The 16,476-nt window shown below is 68.9% G+C and carries 21 protein-coding genes, 1 tRNA gene and 1 pseudogene; 15 read left to right on the forward strand and 8 right to left on the reverse strand.

The window, feature by feature from the left end:
* The first annotated feature begins 18 nt into the window (after positions 1–18).
* The 3 genes from rpsR to ABD327_RS01810 all read left to right on the forward strand — a co-directional run bounded on the left by rpsR (position 19) and on the right by ABD327_RS01810 (position 1,043).
* Positions 19–255 carry a 30S ribosomal protein S18 gene (gene rpsR / locus ABD327_RS01800; protein ID WP_106396786.1) on the forward strand — a complete coding sequence of 79 codons (237 nt, stop codon included), beginning with the start codon at positions 19–21 and terminating at the stop codon, positions 253–255.
* A gap of 12 nt (positions 256–267) precedes the next feature.
* Positions 268–708 (forward strand): 50S ribosomal protein L9, encoded by a 441-nt coding sequence (gene rplI, locus ABD327_RS01805; protein WP_344448286.1) that lies wholly within the window; start codon positions 268–270, stop codon positions 706–708.
* 104 nt (positions 709–812) lie between these two features.
* Complete coding sequence (locus ABD327_RS01810; protein ID WP_344448287.1) at positions 813–1,043, forward strand: DUF4190 domain-containing protein; 231 nt, start codon at positions 813–815, stop codon at positions 1,041–1,043.
* A 32-nt stretch (positions 1,044–1,075) separates the two neighbouring features.
* Here ABD327_RS01810 and ABD327_RS01815 read toward each other — a convergent pair whose 3' ends face one another.
* Positions 1,076–1,264, reverse strand: a complete 189-nt coding sequence (locus ABD327_RS01815) for a hypothetical protein (protein ID WP_344448288.1) — start codon at positions 1,262–1,264, stop codon at positions 1,076–1,078.
* A gap of 68 nt (positions 1,265–1,332) precedes the next feature.
* Positions 1,333–2,625 carry an MATE family efflux transporter gene (locus ABD327_RS01820; protein WP_344448289.1) on the reverse strand — a complete coding sequence of 431 codons (1,293 nt, stop codon included), beginning with the start codon at positions 2,623–2,625 and terminating at the stop codon, positions 1,333–1,335.
* Positions 2,626–2,852: 227 nt separating this feature from the next.
* Between ABD327_RS01820 and dnaB the strand changes: the two genes are divergently transcribed.
* From dnaB to ABD327_RS01850, 6 genes are all read left to right on the forward strand, one after another.
* Entirely contained in the window at positions 2,853–4,205 is a 1,353-nt protein-coding gene (gene dnaB, locus ABD327_RS01825; RefSeq protein ID WP_344448290.1) for a replicative DNA helicase, read from the forward strand.
* 105 nt (positions 4,206–4,310) lie between these two features.
* Positions 4,311–4,718: a hypothetical protein gene (locus ABD327_RS01830; protein WP_344448291.1), complete on the forward strand. Its 408-nt coding sequence runs from the start codon at positions 4,311–4,313 to the stop codon at positions 4,716–4,718.
* Positions 4,719–5,517: 799 nt separating this feature from the next.
* The gene (locus ABD327_RS01835; protein WP_344448292.1) at positions 5,518–6,363 is read left to right on the forward strand and encodes an aldo/keto reductase; all 846 of its coding nucleotides are present in this window, start codon (positions 5,518–5,520) and stop codon (positions 6,361–6,363) included.
* A 78-nt stretch (positions 6,364–6,441) separates the two neighbouring features.
* Positions 6,442–7,830 carry a DHA2 family efflux MFS transporter permease subunit gene (locus tag ABD327_RS01840; protein ID WP_344448293.1) on the forward strand — a complete coding sequence of 463 codons (1,389 nt, stop codon included), beginning with the start codon at positions 6,442–6,444 and terminating at the stop codon, positions 7,828–7,830.
* Positions 7,831–7,929: 99 nt separating this feature from the next.
* A complete protein-coding gene (locus ABD327_RS01845) occupies positions 7,930–8,409 on the forward strand; it encodes an ATP-binding protein (RefSeq protein WP_344448294.1) in 480 nt (159 codons plus the stop codon).
* Positions 8,406–9,047 (forward strand): B3/B4 domain-containing protein, encoded by a 642-nt coding sequence (locus ABD327_RS01850; RefSeq protein WP_344448295.1) that lies wholly within the window; start codon positions 8,406–8,408, stop codon positions 9,045–9,047. Before ABD327_RS01845 ends, ABD327_RS01850 begins: the two co-directional genes overlap by 4 nt.
* 98 nt (positions 9,048–9,145) lie before the next feature.
* Here ABD327_RS01850 and ABD327_RS01855 read toward each other — a convergent pair whose 3' ends face one another.
* The 5 genes and pseudogenes from ABD327_RS01855 to upp all read right to left on the reverse strand — a co-directional run bounded on the left by ABD327_RS01855 (position 9,146) and on the right by upp (position 12,695).
* On the reverse strand, positions 9,146–10,411 hold the full coding sequence (locus tag ABD327_RS01855) for a helix-turn-helix domain-containing protein (protein ID WP_344448296.1): 1,266 nt from the start codon (positions 10,409–10,411) through the stop codon (positions 9,146–9,148).
* 531 nt (positions 10,412–10,942) lie between these two features.
* A pseudogene (locus ABD327_RS01860) lies at positions 10,943–11,452 on the reverse strand (PH domain-containing protein); the annotation flags it as partial.
* Positions 11,449–11,607, reverse strand: coding sequence for a hypothetical protein (locus tag ABD327_RS01865; protein WP_344448297.1), 159 nt, complete (start codon positions 11,605–11,607; stop codon positions 11,449–11,451). The gene ABD327_RS01865 and the pseudogene ABD327_RS01860, both read right to left, overlap by 4 nt.
* A gap of 90 nt (positions 11,608–11,697) precedes the next feature.
* Complete coding sequence (locus tag ABD327_RS01870; RefSeq protein ID WP_344448298.1) at positions 11,698–11,925, reverse strand: hypothetical protein; 228 nt, start codon at positions 11,923–11,925, stop codon at positions 11,698–11,700.
* 134 nt (positions 11,926–12,059) lie between these two features.
* On the reverse strand, positions 12,060–12,695 hold the full coding sequence (upp, locus tag ABD327_RS01875; RefSeq protein ID WP_344448299.1) for a uracil phosphoribosyltransferase: 636 nt from the start codon (positions 12,693–12,695) through the stop codon (positions 12,060–12,062).
* A 51-nt stretch (positions 12,696–12,746) separates the two neighbouring features.
* On the opposite strand from upp, the gene ABD327_RS01880 reads away from it, so the two are divergent.
* The 5 genes from ABD327_RS01880 (at position 12,747) to ABD327_RS01900 (ending at position 14,618) form a co-directional block, all read left to right on the forward strand.
* Entirely contained in the window at positions 12,747–12,923 is a 177-nt protein-coding gene (locus tag ABD327_RS01880) for a hypothetical protein (RefSeq protein ID WP_344448300.1), read from the forward strand.
* A gap of 136 nt (positions 12,924–13,059) precedes the next feature.
* Positions 13,060–13,548 carry a tRNA adenosine deaminase-associated protein gene (locus ABD327_RS01885; protein WP_344448301.1) on the forward strand — a complete coding sequence of 163 codons (489 nt, stop codon included), beginning with the start codon at positions 13,060–13,062 and terminating at the stop codon, positions 13,546–13,548.
* Positions 13,549–13,568: 20 nt separating this feature from the next.
* Positions 13,569–14,027, forward strand: coding sequence for a tRNA adenosine deaminase-associated protein (locus tag ABD327_RS01890; RefSeq protein WP_344448302.1), 459 nt, complete (start codon positions 13,569–13,571; stop codon positions 14,025–14,027).
* 2 nt (positions 14,028–14,029) lie between these two features.
* Positions 14,030–14,521, forward strand: a complete 492-nt coding sequence (tadA, locus tag ABD327_RS01895) for a tRNA adenosine(34) deaminase TadA (protein ID WP_344448303.1) — start codon at positions 14,030–14,032, stop codon at positions 14,519–14,521.
* 10 nt (positions 14,522–14,531) lie between these two features.
* Positions 14,532–14,618 (forward strand) — tRNA-Ser (locus ABD327_RS01900).
* Between the two features lie 244 nt (positions 14,619–14,862).
* Here ABD327_RS01900 and ABD327_RS01905 read toward each other — a convergent pair.
* Entirely contained in the window at positions 14,863–15,156 is a 294-nt protein-coding gene (locus ABD327_RS01905) for a type II toxin-antitoxin system VapB family antitoxin (RefSeq protein WP_344448304.1), read from the reverse strand.
* A gap of 174 nt (positions 15,157–15,330) precedes the next feature.
* Between ABD327_RS01905 and ABD327_RS01910 the strand changes: the two genes are divergently transcribed.
* Complete coding sequence (locus ABD327_RS01910; RefSeq protein ID WP_344448305.1) at positions 15,331–16,431, forward strand: winged helix DNA-binding domain-containing protein; 1,101 nt, start codon at positions 15,331–15,333, stop codon at positions 16,429–16,431.
* Positions 16,432–16,476 lie beyond the last annotated feature (45 nt).

The raw sequence follows: 16,476 nt of genomic DNA on the forward strand, positions 1-16,476 counted from the left end.
AGTCTGAGGAGCACCACGATGGCCAAGCCACCGCCCCGCAAGCCCAAGAAGAAGGTCTGCCTGTTCTGCCAGGAGAAGATCTCCTACGTCGACTACAAGGACACCCCGCTGCTGCGGAAGTTCATCTCCGACCGGGGCAAGATCCGTGCACGCCGGGTGACCGGCAACTGCACGCAGCACCAGCGTGACGTCGCCACCGCGATCAAGAACGCTCGTGAGATGGCGCTGCTTCCGTACACCTCGACCGCCCGCTAGGAGGGGATTGATATGAAGCTGATCCTCACCCAGCAGGTCTCCGGCCTCGGCGCTCCGGGCGACGTCGTCGAGGTCAAGGACGGCTACGGCCGCAACTACCTCGTCCCGCGTGGCTTCGCCATCCAGTGGAGCAAGGGCGCCGAGAAGCAGATCACCGTGATCAAGAAGGCGCGTGCCGCCCGCGAGATCGCGACCCTGGAGCAGGCGAAGGAGATCGCCGACTCCCTCAAGGGTCTCAAAGTGGTCGTCAAGGCGCAGTCCGGCAAGAGCGGCCGCCTGTTCGGCGCCGTGACGGCCGGTGACATCGCCGACGCGGTCAAGACCGCCGGCGGTCCCGACCTCGACAAGCGTCGCATCGAGATCGACCACCCGATCAAGACCACGGGCGCGCACCGGGTCACCGTCCGCCTCCACCCGGAGATCAGCGGCACGGTCAGCCTGAACGTCGCCTGACCTGGTTTCACGGAAACGGCCCGGATCTTTCGATCCGGGCCGTTCTGTTATGCCGATCAGGGATAAGGATTGTTTTGCTCCGCAGGTCAGGGGAGACTGACCGCGTGCGCCGTACCAACCCCTACGCGATCGCCTCTCTGGTCTGCGGGCTGCTGTGGGCCTGCGGGATCGGCAGTCTCATGGCCGTGATCTTCGGTCACCTGGCCCGTCGCCAGATACGCGCCACCGGCGAAGGAGGACGCGTCCCCGCCATGGCGGGACTGGTCTTCGGTTACCTCGGGCTGTTCCTTCTTCTCTTCTTCTTCCTGCAGGGGAACGTCCTGATCGTCGCCTGAGCCGGGGGCGCGGAGGGACGGACGCCCCCGGCTCAGTTCTCGATGCGCGTGATGTGCGCGCGGCGGCGGCCCGCCTCCGGGTCGATGCCCTCGACCAGGGTGCAGATGTGCGCGACCCGCTCGGCCAATGTGTCCGGCGGCAGGTCGGCCAGGCCGTATGCCGCCAGCTCGTCGATCGCCTGTGTCAGGCGAGCCAGCCTCTCCCCGTGCGGTGAACGCATGTTCGAATTCTAGCGAACACGGCCGTCCCTTCGAGTAAGTTTTCGAACATCTGTATCAACGATTTCGATCAACGAACGGCGCCGGTGACCAGCCAGGCGCCGGTCCGGGCCCGCGCTCCCAGGGTGAGCATCCGGACGGCCATCCACCAGCCGAGGGCCAGCCACAGCGCCGCGACGCCATGTCCCGCGACCAGTCGCGCGGCCGGCAGGAACGCCGCCAGCGTGAAGACTCCGGCCCAGGCCAGGTACTCCATGTCCCCGGCACCGATGAGCACCCCGTCCAGCACGAAGGTCAGACCGCCGAGCGGCTGGATCAGCGCCACCACGAGCAGGGCCTGGAGGAGCAGCGCGGAGACTTCGGGAGTGGCGTCGAACAGCCCCGGCACCCAGGGGCGTACGGCCAGGAGGAGCACGCCGAATCCGCACGACGTGAACAGGCCCCACCAGAGCATCCGCCGGGTCACCTCACGTGCGGCCGTCTGGTCCCCCGCGCCGAGGTGGCGTCCGAGCAGGGACTGGCCCGCGATGGCCACGGCGTCCAGGATGTAGGAGGACAGCATCCAGATGCGCGAACTGATGCCGTAGGCGGCTGCGACGTCCGGGCCCTGCCTGGCGGCGACGAGTGTGGCGAGGACAAGGGTGGCCTGGAGTGTGACGGTACGGATGACGAGCGCGAATCCGGACGAGACCGCGGTGCGCAGACCTTGCCAGCTGGGCATCATTGAAGCTCCGTGACGGCGTGCCAGACGCAGCACCGTCACGAGGTAGACGAGTGCGCCTCCGGTCTGCGCCGTGACGGTCCCCCAGGCCGAACCGGCGATTCCCCAGCCGAAGACGAGCACGAACAACGCGTTCAGTACGAGGTTGGCGGTGAACATCCCGGCGGAGACGTACAGCGGGACGCGTCCGTTCTGCAGGCCGCGGAGCACGCCGGTGCCGGCCAGGACGACGAGCATGGCCGGTGCGCCGAGCAGGCTGATGCGCAGGTACTCGACGGCGTATTCGTTGTGTTCGAAGAAGCCGATGACGGACGGGCTCGCCGGGACGCCGACGGCTATCAGCGCCGCGCCGATGGCGAGGGCGAGCCAGAGCCCGTCGATTCCCTGCCGTGCGGCGTGGCGGAGGTCCCCCGCGCCCACCTGGCGCGCGACTGCGGCCGTCGTCGCGTACGCGAGGAAGACGCAGACGCCGATGAGAGCGGTCAGCGCCTGGCCCGCGATGGTGAGGGCCGCCTGCTGCGCGGTGCCGAGCCGCCCGACGATGGCCGCGTCGGAGAGCAGGAAGAGGGGTTCGGCGACGAGAGCGCCGAACGCCGGAACGGCCAGGTGCAGGATCTCCCGGTCATGTTTTCTTTTGTCCACAGGTGTGGACGAGCATTTCCGCAGGTCAGGCCCCTGTCTCTGAGTATGTGAACATGTTTTTCCACAAGTTATCCACAGGTTGTCCACAGACTCTGGGGAGTACTGCACAGGTCATCCACAGGCTCGTCCACAGATCAACTTGGGTGAGACGCGTGATGCCCAGAGAATGTCAGAGGGCTGCGTTAGAACTGTGCCGTGGGTGTGGTTCGGGGAAGGATGGGCGCCGAGTGAGCATCGCGGAAATCCCTCGCCAGGAGTCCGAGTTCGAACGTGTGCCACCGCACGACCTGAACGCCGAACAATGCGTGCTGGGCGGCATGATGCTGGCGCCGGACGCCATCTCGGACGTCATCGAGCAGCTTCGCGCGTCCGACTTCTACCGTCCCGCCCACCAGGTCATCTACGACGTCATCCTCGACCTCTACGGCCGCGGTGAGCCCGCCGACGCCGTGATGGTCGGCGCCGAGCTCACCAAGCGGGGCGAGCACACCCGCATCGGCGGCGCCCCCTACCTGTTCACCCTCATCAACTCCGTGCCGACCGCGGCCAACGCCGGCTACTACGCCAAGATCGTCCAGGAGCGCTCGGTGCTCCGCCGCCTCGTGGAGGCCGGCACCCGCATCGTGCAGCTCGGCTACAACGCGGGCGCCGACGCCGACGACCTCCTCGACCAGGCCCAGGCCGAGGTCTACGCCATCGCCGACAAGCGCTCCGGCGAGGACTACCTGCCGCTGAGCGAGATCATGCCCGCCGCCCTCGACGAGATCGAGGCCATCGGCAGCCGCGACGGCCAGATGGTCGGCGTCCCCACCGGCTTCACCGACCTCGACGCCCTCACCAACGGCCTGCACGGCGGTCAGATGATCGTGGTGGCGGCCCGTCCCGCCATGGGCAAGTCCACCCTCGCCCTGGACTTCGTGCGCGCGGCCTCCATCAAGCACGGCCTCACCTCGGCGTTCTTCAGCCTGGAGATGGGGCGCAACGAGATCACCATGCGCCTGCTGTCGGCCGAGGCCCGCGTCGCCCTGCACGCCATGCGCTCGGGCACCATGAACGACGACGACTGGACGAGGCTCGCCCGCCGGATGAGCGAGGTCGCCGAAGCCCCGCTCTTCATCGACGACTCCCCCAACATGTCGATGATGGAGATCCGCGCCAAGTGCCGCCGCCTCAAGCAGCAGCACGACCTCCGCCTGGTCGTCATCGACTACCTCCAGCTGATGTCGTCCGGCAAACGCGTCGAAAGCCGCCAGGTCGAGGTCTCGGAGTTCTCCCGTTCGCTGAAGCTCCTCGCCAAGGAGCTCCAGGTCCCCGTCATCGCGCTCTCCCAGCTCAACCGAGGCCCCGAACAGCGAACCGACAAACGCCCCATGGTGTCCGACCTGCGTGAATCCGGATCGATCGAGCAGGACGCGGACATGGTCATCCTTCTGCACCGAGAAGACGCCTACGAGAAGGAGTCCCCCCGTGCCGGCGAGGCGGACCTGATCGTCGCCAAGCACCGCAACGGCCCCACGGCCACCGTCACCGTCGCCTTCCAGGGCCACTACAGCCGCTTCGTCGACATGGCCACCGGCTGACCCGGACCACGGGTCCTCATCCGGCAGGGGAGACATCCCGTTGATCGTTTGACAACGCCGTTCCCGTGTTCCAGGATCGGCTCATGCTGATCAGTCGAAAGGCCGATGCCGCGTAAGCGCCCGTCCGCCCTCAGGGTGACGACCGGTCGTCGTCCTCGCGAGAAGACCGCCGTCATCGACGGCGTGCCGCTCAAGGTCGTCCACGAGATCGCCCGTCTGGAATGCGTTCACTTCTGGCCCGGAGCGGTGTCCTCGGCGTTCAGAACCTGGGTGTCCCTCGCCCGCCAGAGACCCTGGCCCACGTTCTCCCAGATCCCCTTCTGCCCCTGTTGCAGCCCCTTCGACGCGCGCGACACCCTTGAACGGGCCCTGCGCGTCATGTCACCGGCGGCCCGCCGTCACCTCCGGGCCAAGCTCGGCCCGGTGGACGACCTCATCCGGTCCAGAACGCCGAACGACCCCTTCGCCGATCCCGCCGCCCCTTGGTGGGACCGCCTGCTCTGGAGCCGATAAGACCCTCCCGGGAGCCGAACTTGCACGAGACGCGGATCCATCGATGGAGTACGAACTTTCCACTGGTCACCATCGATGACACCGGCATCAGGGCCGTCAACCGCAACCCGGTCCGGGGAGCGCGAGGGCCGCGGTCGCGGAGGACGACGTCGCCTTCATCAGTCCCTACGAGGACAGGGATTCCGACGGCTCCACCATCGTCTACGGTCACCGGTCCGAAGGCGTCGTCGACATCATCGAGAGACGAGTCCTGGTCCTCCCGGACGGATAGAGACCGACCCGTCTTCATCGGGTGACGGGGCGCGACCATCGCCTCTGGATGCGATTCGACGACGACCGCGTCTGGTATCTCACCGAGGCCCGAACCGCCTGACCACTGCGGTGATGAGCGGCACGAGCGGTGGGAGCCGCGTCCAGGACCACGGGTCCGGTCTCGGACGCATCGAGATCAACCGGTTCGGTACGAGCGGGTTCCGGTTGTTCCGGTGCTTCCCGGGCGGGATCCTTCGCGGGCCGCGAGGAGGCGGGAACCCCGTCCGTTCGGGTGGGGAACGGTTCCGGCGTCGTGTGACCGCACCACACGACGCCGGAACGGTGTCTCCCCGACACCTGCCGGAAGAACCGGCCGCGGACTCAGTGTGGCGTGCAGGGATAGGTCCGTTATATGCCAGAAAAGACGGAAAACTTGGTGGGTGTCTGCGGATCATGACAACTTCACCGAGGAGGCGCAGGTCGGGATCGGGGTAATTGATCTCTTCGGTTTTACGAGCATGGGAAAGGCAACGGTAAAGTCACGCACATGTCGTTCGAGATGTTCTTTATCGGCCGTGACCTGCCCGTGCACCGGATCGGCCTGGGTACCGGACAACTGGTCGGCAAGGGGTACTGGGGGCTGCGCGGGGACCGCGCGGACGCCGTGAAGCTGCTGCGCCACGCGGTCATGCGGGGTGTGGACCTCATCGACACCGCGGGGGACTACGGTCCGGACCTGGCCGAGGAGCTGGTCGCGGAGGCGCTGCACCCCTATCCGATGGGGCTGGTCGTCGCGACCAAGGGCGGGATCGTCCGCACGTCCGCGACCGAGTGGCATCTGGACGGGCGCCCGGAGTCGCTCAAGGAGATGTGCGAGGCGAGCCTCCGTCGGCTGAAACTGGACACCATCGACCTCTACCAGCTGCACCGCATCGACCCGCAGGTTCCGCTGGCCGAGCAGCTCGGCGCGCTCACCGAGCTGCAGCGGGAGGGCAAGATCCGCCACATCGGCCTGGACAGCGTCTCCGCCGAGCAGTTGCGGGCCGCGGTGGAGCTGGCCGAGATCGCCTCGGTGCAGAACCGCTTCCACCTCCTGGACCGCGAGGCCGTCCCGCTCCTGGAGCTGTGCGAGGAGCGCCACGTGGCCTTCCTGCCCTGGGGGCCGCTGAACGACGGCGCGCTCACCGCGTCCGGCCGGCAGGCGGTCGACGGGGTGGCCGAAGCCCATGGCGCCACTCCGGCGCAGGTGGCGCTGGCCTGGCTGCTCCACCGTTCCAGGGTCCTGCTGCCCGCGCCGGGCACCACCTCTCCGGCGCACCTGGACGAGAACCTCGCCGCGGGCGATCTGGAACTGTCCCCGGAGGAGTTCTCCAGCCTGGACGAAATAGCCTAGAAGTCCCTGCTTGGCGGGAATTTTCTTTGACGGGTCAACCTTCCTGTGGTCTGGTGAGAGCCGAGCGGGAGGAGGGCCATGGCGAAGGTGACGCCGAAGGTCGCGGTCAGCGTGGTCTTCGTCAGTTCGATGTTCATCTCGATCCTGGACACCACCGTCGTCAATGTCGCCCTGCCCGGGATCGCCAGGTCGTTCGGCGTCCCTGCGGGCGGGATCGGGGCGGTCGTCACCGGCTATCTGGTGAGCCTCGCCGTGGTCATCCCGGCCTCGGGCTGGCTGGCCGACAGGTTCGGCTACCGGCGGATCTTCCTGGTGGCGCTCGGCTTCTTCACTCTCGCCTCCGCACTGTGCGGGCTGGCCCAGAACGAGGGGCAGCTGATCGCCTTCCGGGTGCTGCAGGGTCTCGGGGGCGGCATGATGACGCCCGTCGGGTTCGCCCTGCTGCTGCGGGAGTACCCGCCGGCCGAGCGGTTGCGGGCCAACCAGATCCTGATGGTGCCGACGGCCCTGGCCCCGGCCTGCGGTCCCGTCGTGGGCGGCCTGCTGACGGACACGGTCGGCTGGCGCTGGGTGTTCTTCGTCAACGTGCCGATCGGGCTGGCGGCGTTCCTCTTCGGCCTGCTCACCCTCCCCGACCACAGGGGGCGGAAGACGGGCCGGTTCGACTTCGCCGGGTTCGTCCTGGCCGGCGCCGGATTCTCCGGGGTGATGTACGCGCTCAGCGAGGGGTCGATCCTCGGCTGGGGCTCGCCGGGCGTCCTGGTCCCGGCGGTGGGAGGGCTGGTCCTGCTGGCGCTGCTCGTCCGGGTCGAGTCCAGCAGGCCGGATCCCATGCTGCGCCTCAGCCTTTACGGCGACCGCCTGTTCCGCCGGACGAGCAGCTCCTCGGTCCTGTCGACGGCGGGTTTCATGGGCGTGCTGTTCCTGGTGCCGTTCACCCTCCAGGAGGGCCGGGAGATGAGCGCGCTCCAGGCGGGTCTGTGCACGTTCCCCGAAGCGATCGGCGTGATGATCGGTTCCCGGCGGGTGACGGGGCTGTACCGGCGGCTCGGCCCGCGCCGCCTGATGGCGGGTTCGCTCGCCCTGGTCGCCCTGCTGATCCCGGTGGCGGGCATGGCGCCCATCCCGGTGCTGCCCGTGGTGATGTTCGCCATCGGCTACGTCATGGCGCACGTGTTCGGCGCCGTGACGGCAGCGGCCTTCGCGACGGTCTCCGCGGAGCTGACGGCCCAGGCGTCCGCGCTCTTCAACGCGATGCGCCAGCTGGGCGCGGCGCTGGGGGTCGCGGCGGCGGCCACCGTCGTGGCACTGCTGGCCCGTTCCGGGAGTTACGAGTGGGCGTTCGCGGCGGCAGGGGGGTTCTCTTTGCTGGGGGCGCTGCTCGCGTTGCGGATTCCGGACGAGGACGCCGTTTCCACCATGGCGGCTCCCGAGGCGGGGAAGAGCGAGGAAGCGGCACCCGCCTGAGTTCGGCAGGTGTCCGGAAACGGTTGCGGCCTTGACCATAAAAGAGCACCATTGCGTTACTAGGCAATCACTTAGAGTGATCGCAGTGGAGGTGGCGAAATGGGCGCTCAAGTGTGCAGTCTGCGGCTTCCCGGCAGTCCCGAACAGGTCGGGGCGGCCCGGCGCTTCGTCGCGGACGTCCTCGGAACCGCCCACGCCCACCGGGACGCGGCGGTCCTCCTGGTCAGCGAGACGGCGACGAACGCCGTCGAGCACAGCGGCAGCGGCGGTCCCGGCGGCCACTTCGTCGTGACCGTCAGCACCACCGACAACTGGGCGAGGGTCGTGGTCGCCGACGAGGGCTCGTCGGGCGTTCTCTGCTTCTGCCGGGTGAGCACCGAGTCCACCGAGGGCAGGGGCAGCGAGCTCCTGGACGGCTGCGCCTCCCACTGGGGCTTCACCCGGGGCCCCGAAGGCACCCAGGTGTGGTTTGACGTGGGGACGGAACCGGCGGAACGAGCTGACCAGGACGAAAGTTCCCCGCTCCGGCCTTGGGCGGAGACGGTCGGCGGCGGAGCCCCCGGCATACTGGAATCATGATCGAGCAAGTCGTCGTGGACGACTCCGTCCGCGCTCTGCGTCCTGATTTCGTGGTCCTGGTGATGTCGGCCCACGGGTTGCGCAACGGCCCGGGCGACGAGGAGTCGGCCTCCTGGCTGTCGGCCGCCGCGCGCACGGCGAACCCGGACGACCCCCATGTCCTCGCCTGGCGCGAGGCCTACCGGGCGTTCGGCGCCAAACCCAACCGGACCCGCCCGTCGGTGGACGCGCTGCTGCGGCGCGCCGACTCGCTGCCGTCCATCAACCGGGTCGTGGACGCCTACAACGCCGTCAGTGTCGAGTACGCGCTGCCGATCGGCGGGGAGGACCTCGACAAGTACATCGGTCCGGCCCGGCTGACGGTCGCCGCCGGAGGGGAGCCGTTCGAGGACGCCGAGCCGCCCGCGCCGGGCGAGGTGGTGTGGCGGGACGACGCGGGCGTCACCTGCCGGCGCTGGAACTGGCGCCAGTGCGTCCGGACGCGCATCACGGAGGACACGAGAAATGCCCTTTTCCTCCTGGAAAGGTTGGAACCTTATCCCTTGGAACGGCTGCACGCCGCGGGTGAGGCATTGGCGACCCGGCTGCGCGCGATCTCTCCCGAGGTCGAGATCGAAGGACGGCTGCTGAAGGCGTAAAGCACCCGGACAGCGCTCAGTCAAAAAGGCGGATGAATGCTGGAACAGCAGAAATCAGCCGTGGAAGACATGACTTCCACGGCTGATTTCCGGGTGTTTCAGTGCTCGACGAAGGCCTGGGTCATGCGCCGGGTGGGCCGCAGCCCCACCGACTCCAGCGCCCGGCGGTAGGCGGCGGTCGCGTTGGCCCCGTCCCCGGCGGCGTCGAACAGGTCGCCCAGCTCGCGGGAGAGCGAGGCGGTGAGCCGGTTCGCGGGCAGCCGCTCCAGCTGGGCCGCCGTGGCCCGCAGGACGGTCAGCGCGGCCTCCCGGCCGGACTGCGCCAGGTGCGCCTGGGCCAGGACGAGCTGCGCCTGCGCCATGACCACATCGAAGCTCTGGCGGGGCATGCCCTCCAGGGTGTCGCGGACCGTGGCGACGGCCTCGTCCAGCCTGCCCAGCCTGATCAGGGCCCGCGCCGACTCGATGACGCAGGCGGTCGCCTCGTCCCCGCTCAGCTCGGGCTCGGCCGCCGTCAGCAGGTCCAGCGCGCGCAGGTTGTCGGCCTCGTCGCCGCGGATCAGCGCCCGGGCGCCGGCCACCTGGAGACGGGCCCGCGCGGTGGAGCGGGAGCGGGCGGAAGCCGCCTCCAGCGCCTGGTCGGCGAGGTAGATGGCGTCGCCCAGCGCGCCCTCTTCCAGTGCCTTCTCGCTGGCCCTGCGGTAGTCGCCCGCGACGTCGGTGTCGTCCGGCATGTGCTGGACGAGGGTCTGGGCCCGCGGAGTGTCGCCCCGGTCCAGGTAGGCGAGCAGCAGCACCCGGGCGACCTCGGCGAGGTCGGAGCCGCTGGTCAGCCCGAGCCCGGTGAGCCTGCCCAGCGCCCGCTCGCCGAGCGCCACGGCCTGGCCGAGGTCGCCGACGGCGTGGTAGCAGCGGGTCAGCGAGATGACGGACGGCAGCCAGCTGGTGCGGCCCGCGTCCCGTTCGGCCAGCTCGCGCAGCTCCTCGAACTCCGCGATGGCCTCGCCGGTGCGGCCCAGCCGCTCCAGCGCGGCGGCGCGGCCCCAGCGGGCCCGCAGCGTCAGCTCGGGGTTGTCGTCGGCGGCGATGACGTCGTCGAACCCCTCGAGCGCGCCGGCGGCGTCCCCGCCGAGCAGCGCGAGCTCGCAGTGCCGGGCGCGGACCTCGACATGGGCGCGCTGCTCCGGCTCGATGCCCTCGGAGAGGTACTCCGGGGTGCATCCCAGCCGTTCGGCGAGCAGCTTCAGAACAGCCGGGGTGGGGGTGCGCTTACCCGACTCGATCAATGAAATGTAGCTGTCGGAGAGGTCGTGCCCGGCCAGTTGGGCCTGCGACATACGGCGGGTCAGCCGCAAGTCGCGCACGCGCTCTCCGACACTGCCTGGACCCGGCATGACCACTCTCTTAGCGGAAGGTTGGGGGTGGCGGTGGTGCCGACATATTTTTCACACCGAACGTTCTGCGGGTTCGAAAAGAACCCGCACGGTGCTTTCGCCAGACTAGCCAATCCGGAGCCGCAATAGCCGCGCTGTATCAGACCTGTGACATTAGGGGTCAGGAACGCAGTGCGGATGGCTGTAAAGACCGCCGATACGACGGCGGCCCGCGCCCCCGGGGGGACGCGGGCCGTTCTTCACCGGCCGTCAGCTCTCCGGTGTTCCGTCGGGTCCCACGCGCTCGCCGAGCTGCCGGTGGAGCTCGGCCGCCTGCCGGTGCCACTCGCCGGACTCGCCGACGAGCTGGTCGAGCTGGGACTGCACACCCTCCAGCCGCAGCCGCCGGGTCTCCAGGTCGTGCACGTTGCCGGTGGTCACCTCGGCCGCCAGCTCGGTGCGCATCTTCGGGATGGCGTCGATCATCTCGCGCAGCCGCTCCTCCAGCGACTTCGTCTTCCCGTTGGGGAAGATCATCTCGCAGACCTCGGCGTACAGCTGGTCGGGATAGGGGAGGAAGTCGATCTCGCGCAGCGCCTGGTCCTGACCGGCGGACTCGGCGATGAACTTGCCGTAGCCGAGCAGCCGGCCCACGGGCGAGCGCTCGTAGCTCATGTCCGTGACCTTCCCCAGCGGCATCATCGCCACGTCACGGGTGATGAGTCCGGTGGTCAGCAGCATTCTCTGGTTGGTGATCACGAAGTAGATGACCGACCACTCGGCGACCTCGTAGACGAACCAGCCGAGCAGGATCAGCCAGGCCAGCCAGATGAAGTCGACGACCTGGCCGGCCTCGCCCCCGGCGACGGTGTTGGAGAGGACCCCGGCGAGGATGAGCCCGCCGAGCACGAACAGGACCGGCTTCATCAGCACGGCGGGGTGCTTGCGCACCACGATGACCTGGCGCTCCTGGGGAAGCAGGTAGCGGTTGATCGACGCGGGAGCGGAGTCTCCCGGGGTGACCAGCCTCATGAGCCCAGGGTGTTCACGAATGTGGCGACGGCTCCGGCCGCGTCACCGAGGCCGGAGGCCATGCGGTTGATCAGATCCGCCGCGGCGCCGGGTTGGTTGATGACGTAGAGGGCGGCTAGTATCCCGCCGGCCCACTTGAGGTGCTTCTTGTTCACGAACCGCCTCCCGCAGGGGACTGAAAAACCCATCCCACAGTAGCGGTCCTACCCCGGAAAAACCCCTTTCCCACCGGGGGTTTCGCGATTTCATCCCCCGAGCCGGGGCGACCTTTCGGCGGCCACGATCGCCAGCACGCGCAGGTGTCGGCGGGCGATCTTCTCCACGAGATCCGGTTCGTCGGATCCGATCACGTCCTGGGCGCCGTGAAGTGCGGCCGAGACGCACCGGTTGACGGTGGATATCGGATGGGTGGCGGCGAACTCCTTGCGCAGCCGCTCGGTCAGCTCTTCGTAAGCCTGCAGGTTTTGGGCCATCGACGCGGTTCCTTGCCTCGCTCGCCGCATCCGGCGGGTCCCCGAGCGGGCCAGGGCGGCGAGAGGAGCATCACGCTCCGTGCGAGGTTATTACCCGGAGGTGATACCCCTCGAACCTGCGTGGCAGGGTGGTGTCACACCGTCCCGTACAGGCGGTCTCCGGCGTCGCCGAGGCCCGGGACGATGTAGCCGTTCTCGTCGAGCCGCTCGTCGATCGCGGCCGTGACGACCTTGATCGGGGTGGTCTCGGGGAAGGCGTCCTCCAGCACCGCGAGGCCCTCGGGGGCGGCCAGCAGGGTGATCGCGGTGACGTCCCGCGCGCCCCGGTCGAACAGCAGGCTGATCGCCGCGGCCAGGGTGCCGCCGGTGGCGAGCATCGGGTCCAGGACGTAGCACTGGCGGCCCGACAGGTCGTCCGGCAGGCGGGTGGCGTACGTCTGGGCCTGGAGGGTGCCCTCGTCGCGGATCATCCCGAGGAAGCCGACCTCCGCCGTGGGGAGCAGCCGCGTCATGCCGTCCAGCATGCCCAGGCCGGCCCGCAGGATCGGCACCACCAGCGGGACGGGACGGGCCAGCCGGACGCCCGTGGCGGGCTGGAGCGGAGTCTCCACGGTGACGGACGTCACGCGGACGTCGCGGGTCGCCTCGTAGGCCAGCAAGGTGACGAGTTCATCGGCCAAACGCCGAAATGTAGGTGAATCGGTTCTTAGGTCACGCAAAGTAGTCAATTTATGTGCCACCAGCGGGTGGTCGACCGCGAGGATCTCCATGTTCTTCACGCTAACAGGGATGAGACATGGTGAAGCGGGAAGGAGTCCTCCATGGACGGGAGCGAAGAGTGGACGGCGGAGGAGATCCGCGAACGGCTGCGGCGCCGTGCCGCCTTCCTGCGCGATCTCGCCGAGGCGAGGGAGCTGCGGCGCAGGGTGGCCCCCCGCCGCTCCCGGCGCGCGGAGATCCACGCGACCCTCCGAAGACGGACTTTTCGCACTGAGTAGTGTGCAGTACTGATCCATCGTTCCGGCCGGACCGCCGAGCGAGGCGGAAGGCCGGGGAATTACCCGGCTCGCACCGCACCGCGGCCTGGCATCTGGGAACATTCGGGTGGGCACAGGACTGGGCGGCGGGTGAGTGATGACGGACGACGGAACGACGGACTTCGCCGTGGTGGTTTTTCGCGAGGAATCAAGCTGGGAGGCCGAACTCCTCCCGGTGGCGCTGACCGAGGACCTCGACGGTTTCATCCACGCGCTCAGGCAGATCCCCGGGATGGGCGGCACCATCGGGCTGGCCGCCGTCGGCGACGACTTCTTCGCCGCCGTCCGCGTGCTCGGCGAGGACGTCATGGTCTTCCTCTCCGACGTCACCGCCTCCCTCGACTGGCCCCTGGCCCGGCAGGTCCTGGAATACCTCGAGATCGACATCCCCGACGAGGACGACGACCTCGACCAGGTGCTCCCCGTCGGCGACATGTCCATCTTCGCCGACCTCGGCATGGACGAGATGGAGCTCGGCGCGATCTCCGGCGACCTCGAGGCCTACCCCGACGAGATGCTGCTGTCGATCGGAGAGAAGATCGGATTCGCGGTCTCTCTGGAGCGGGCCCTCGACAGCCTGGTGTGACAGCAGGTCACAATAGGTGTGTGCCGTACTTCGCCGCCGTGTTCGCGCAGACCGATGAAGGCTGGATGGCCGCCGAGGCCGACCTCGCCGAGAGCGAGACCTCAGAGGACGTGACCGACCTCCTCCGGGAGGCCGCCCTCGAGAGCTCCGGCGGAACCGTCGTTCTCCTCGTCGAGGAGAACGACGCCTGGTTCGGCGTCCTCAGACTCGACGGAGAGGAGGACCCCCGGATCTTCCTCTCCGACGGCGCCGCCGCCCACAACAGCGCCCTCGGCGGACTGCTCTCCGAACTCCTCCTCGACCAGACCGAACCCGCGGCCGACGGCGACCCCCTGGGCGAACCCGCCCTTCTCGCCGACCTCGGCACCGACGAGGCCGGCCTCCTCCGGCTCAGCGAACGCGCCGTCCCCACCGACGCCCTCACCGACATCGCCGAACACGCGGGCTTCACCGAAGAACTCGACTCCCTGCGAATCTGACCATGCAGGAGAACCCCGCGCCCCTGGACCACGCGAACCCGATCCCCGTCTACGAGACCTGGATGCGCGAAGCCCTCGCCCAGGCCGAGACCGCAGGCCCCGACGTGCCCATCGGCGCCGTGATCACCGGCCCCGACGGCGCCGTCCTCGCCCGCGCCCACAACGAACGGGAACTCACCGGCGACCCCACCGCCCACGCCGAGGTCCTCGCCCTCCGCCGAGCCGCCCACGCCCTCGGCCGATGGCGCCTCACCGGCTGCACCCTCACCGTCACCCTCGAACCCTGCACCATGTGCGCCGGAGCGGCCGTCCTCGCCCGCGTCGACCGCATCGTCTACGGCGCCACCGACCTCAAAGCAGGCGCCATCGGCTCCCTCTGGGACGTCGCCCGCGACCGCAGACTCAACCACCGGCCCGAAGTGATCACCGGAATCCTCGCCGACGAGTGCGCCTCCCCTCTCACCCGTTTCTTCTCCACCCGCAGAGTCGGGTAGGCTCTCCCGCGGTGGTGTCGCCTAGTGGCCGAGGGCGCGCGCCTCGAAAGCGCGTGATGGGGCAACTCATCCGAGGGTTCAAATCCCTCCACCACCGCATCGCGGGCCCCCCTGCTCGCAGCCCTTCGGGCTGCTCGCCGGGGGGCTCTGCTCATTCCATCGGGGGGACGACCCCCCGAGCCCCCCGATGTGGGGGGATGCCCCCCACGCCCCCCGCGCGTGGTGCTCTGGGCGCGGGGGTCTTCCTTCCTGTCCGGCTCGCCTTTGTCCTTTGTGGAGTGCTTGGAATTCAGGCTCGCCCGATCTTGGCTGCTGTCCTGTCTTCCTTCAGGCCTTTTTGGTTACTGCAGGTCCAGGATTCTGGCGTGGAGGACCGTGCGTTGGTGGAGGGCGGCTCTGAGGGCTCGGTGGAGGCCGTCCTCCAGGTAGCAGGTGCCCTGCCATTGGACCACGTGGGGGAACAGGTCACCGTAGAAGGTGGAGTCCTTCGCCAGGAGGGAGTGCAGGTCCAGCTCGCGTTTCGTGGTGACCAGCTCGCTCAGCAGGATCTGGCGGGGAGGGATGTTCGCCCAGTCCCGCTGGGTGAACCCGTGCTCGGGATAGGGGCGGCCGTCGCCCACTGCCTTGAAGATCACACGTTCGAGTGTATGGGCGGTCCCGGGGTGCCGCCATCCGTGCACACCCCTAGAGAGCACGGAGAACGTCCCTCATTCCTTTGGATTCCTCCGTATTTTTCGTCGGCGGGTCATCTGTGCCATGGGGATCGGGACGGACCGACCGGTTGTCGGCGGCCGTCGTTACGGTGAGGCGTGACGCGTCTTGAGAAAGTCCTCGACCGCCGTCGGCTCAACCGGGCGCTCCTGCGGCGCCAGCTGCTCAGTGAGAGATCGAAGCTGGGTACGGAGGACGCACTCCGCCACCTTCTCGGCCTGCAGTCCCAGCAGCCGATCCCGCCCTACTTCGGCCTCTGGTCCCGGGTCGAGGGCTTCGCCCCGGAGGACCTGGCGGGGCCGCTGACCGAACGGAGGGCGGTCCGGGCGACCCTGATGCGCTGCACCGTCCACGTCGTGACCGCCGACGACTGCCGGAGGCTCCGCCACGTGATGGGGCCGGTCATCGACCGCCAGCTGTACGGCAACCCGGGGAGGGCCGCCGAGCTGAAGAAGATCCCCGACCTGGAGCGGCTGGCCGAGGCCGCCCGGGAACTGCTCGCCGAGCCGCGCGGGAGCAAGGAACTCGGTGAGCTGCTCGCGGAGCGGTGGCCGCAGTGCAAGCCGGCCGAACTCGCACGCATCGCCCAGTTCGTCGTGCCCGTCGTGCAGACGCCGCCCCGTGGGCTCTGGGGAAGGAGCAGCCGGCCCGCCTGGGCGGCCGTGGAGAGCTGGCTGGGCTCCCCCGTGGACCGGACGGCCGAGGTCGGCGAGGTGGTGTGCCGCTACCTGGCGGCCTTCGGTCCCGCGTCCGTCGCGGACATGCAGAAGTGGTCGGGCCTTACCGGCCTGACGGAGATCTGCTCCCGGCTGGAACTGCGGACCTTCAGGGACGAGCAGGGCCGTCTCCTCTACGACGTCCCCGACGCGCCCCTGCCGGACGAGGACGCCCCCGCTCCCGTGAGGTTCCTGGCGGAGTACGACAACGCGATCCTGTCCCACGCCGACCGTTCGCGGATCATCGACGACCTCCACGTGGCCAAGGTGATCTCCAAGAACGGCATCGTGAAGGGCACGGTCCTGGTGGACGGCTTCGTCGCCGGAGTCTGGAAACTGGAGAAGGCGGCCCTGACGGTCACGCCGTTCGCCGCGCTGTCCGCAATGCACGCCGAGGAGGTCGAGGCCGAGGGACACCGCCTCGCGGCCTTCGCCGAACCCGCGGCGCGGGCCCGGAGCGTGAGGATCGCCCCCGTCGGATAGCGGTCATCCGACGACCGCGATGAAGGGCGAATCGCGATGACGTTG

Origin of the sequence: Actinocorallia aurantiaca (genome assembly GCF_039533685.1) — a bacterium.
GTDB lineage: Bacteria > Actinomycetota > Actinomycetes > Streptosporangiales > Streptosporangiaceae > Actinocorallia > Actinocorallia aurantiaca.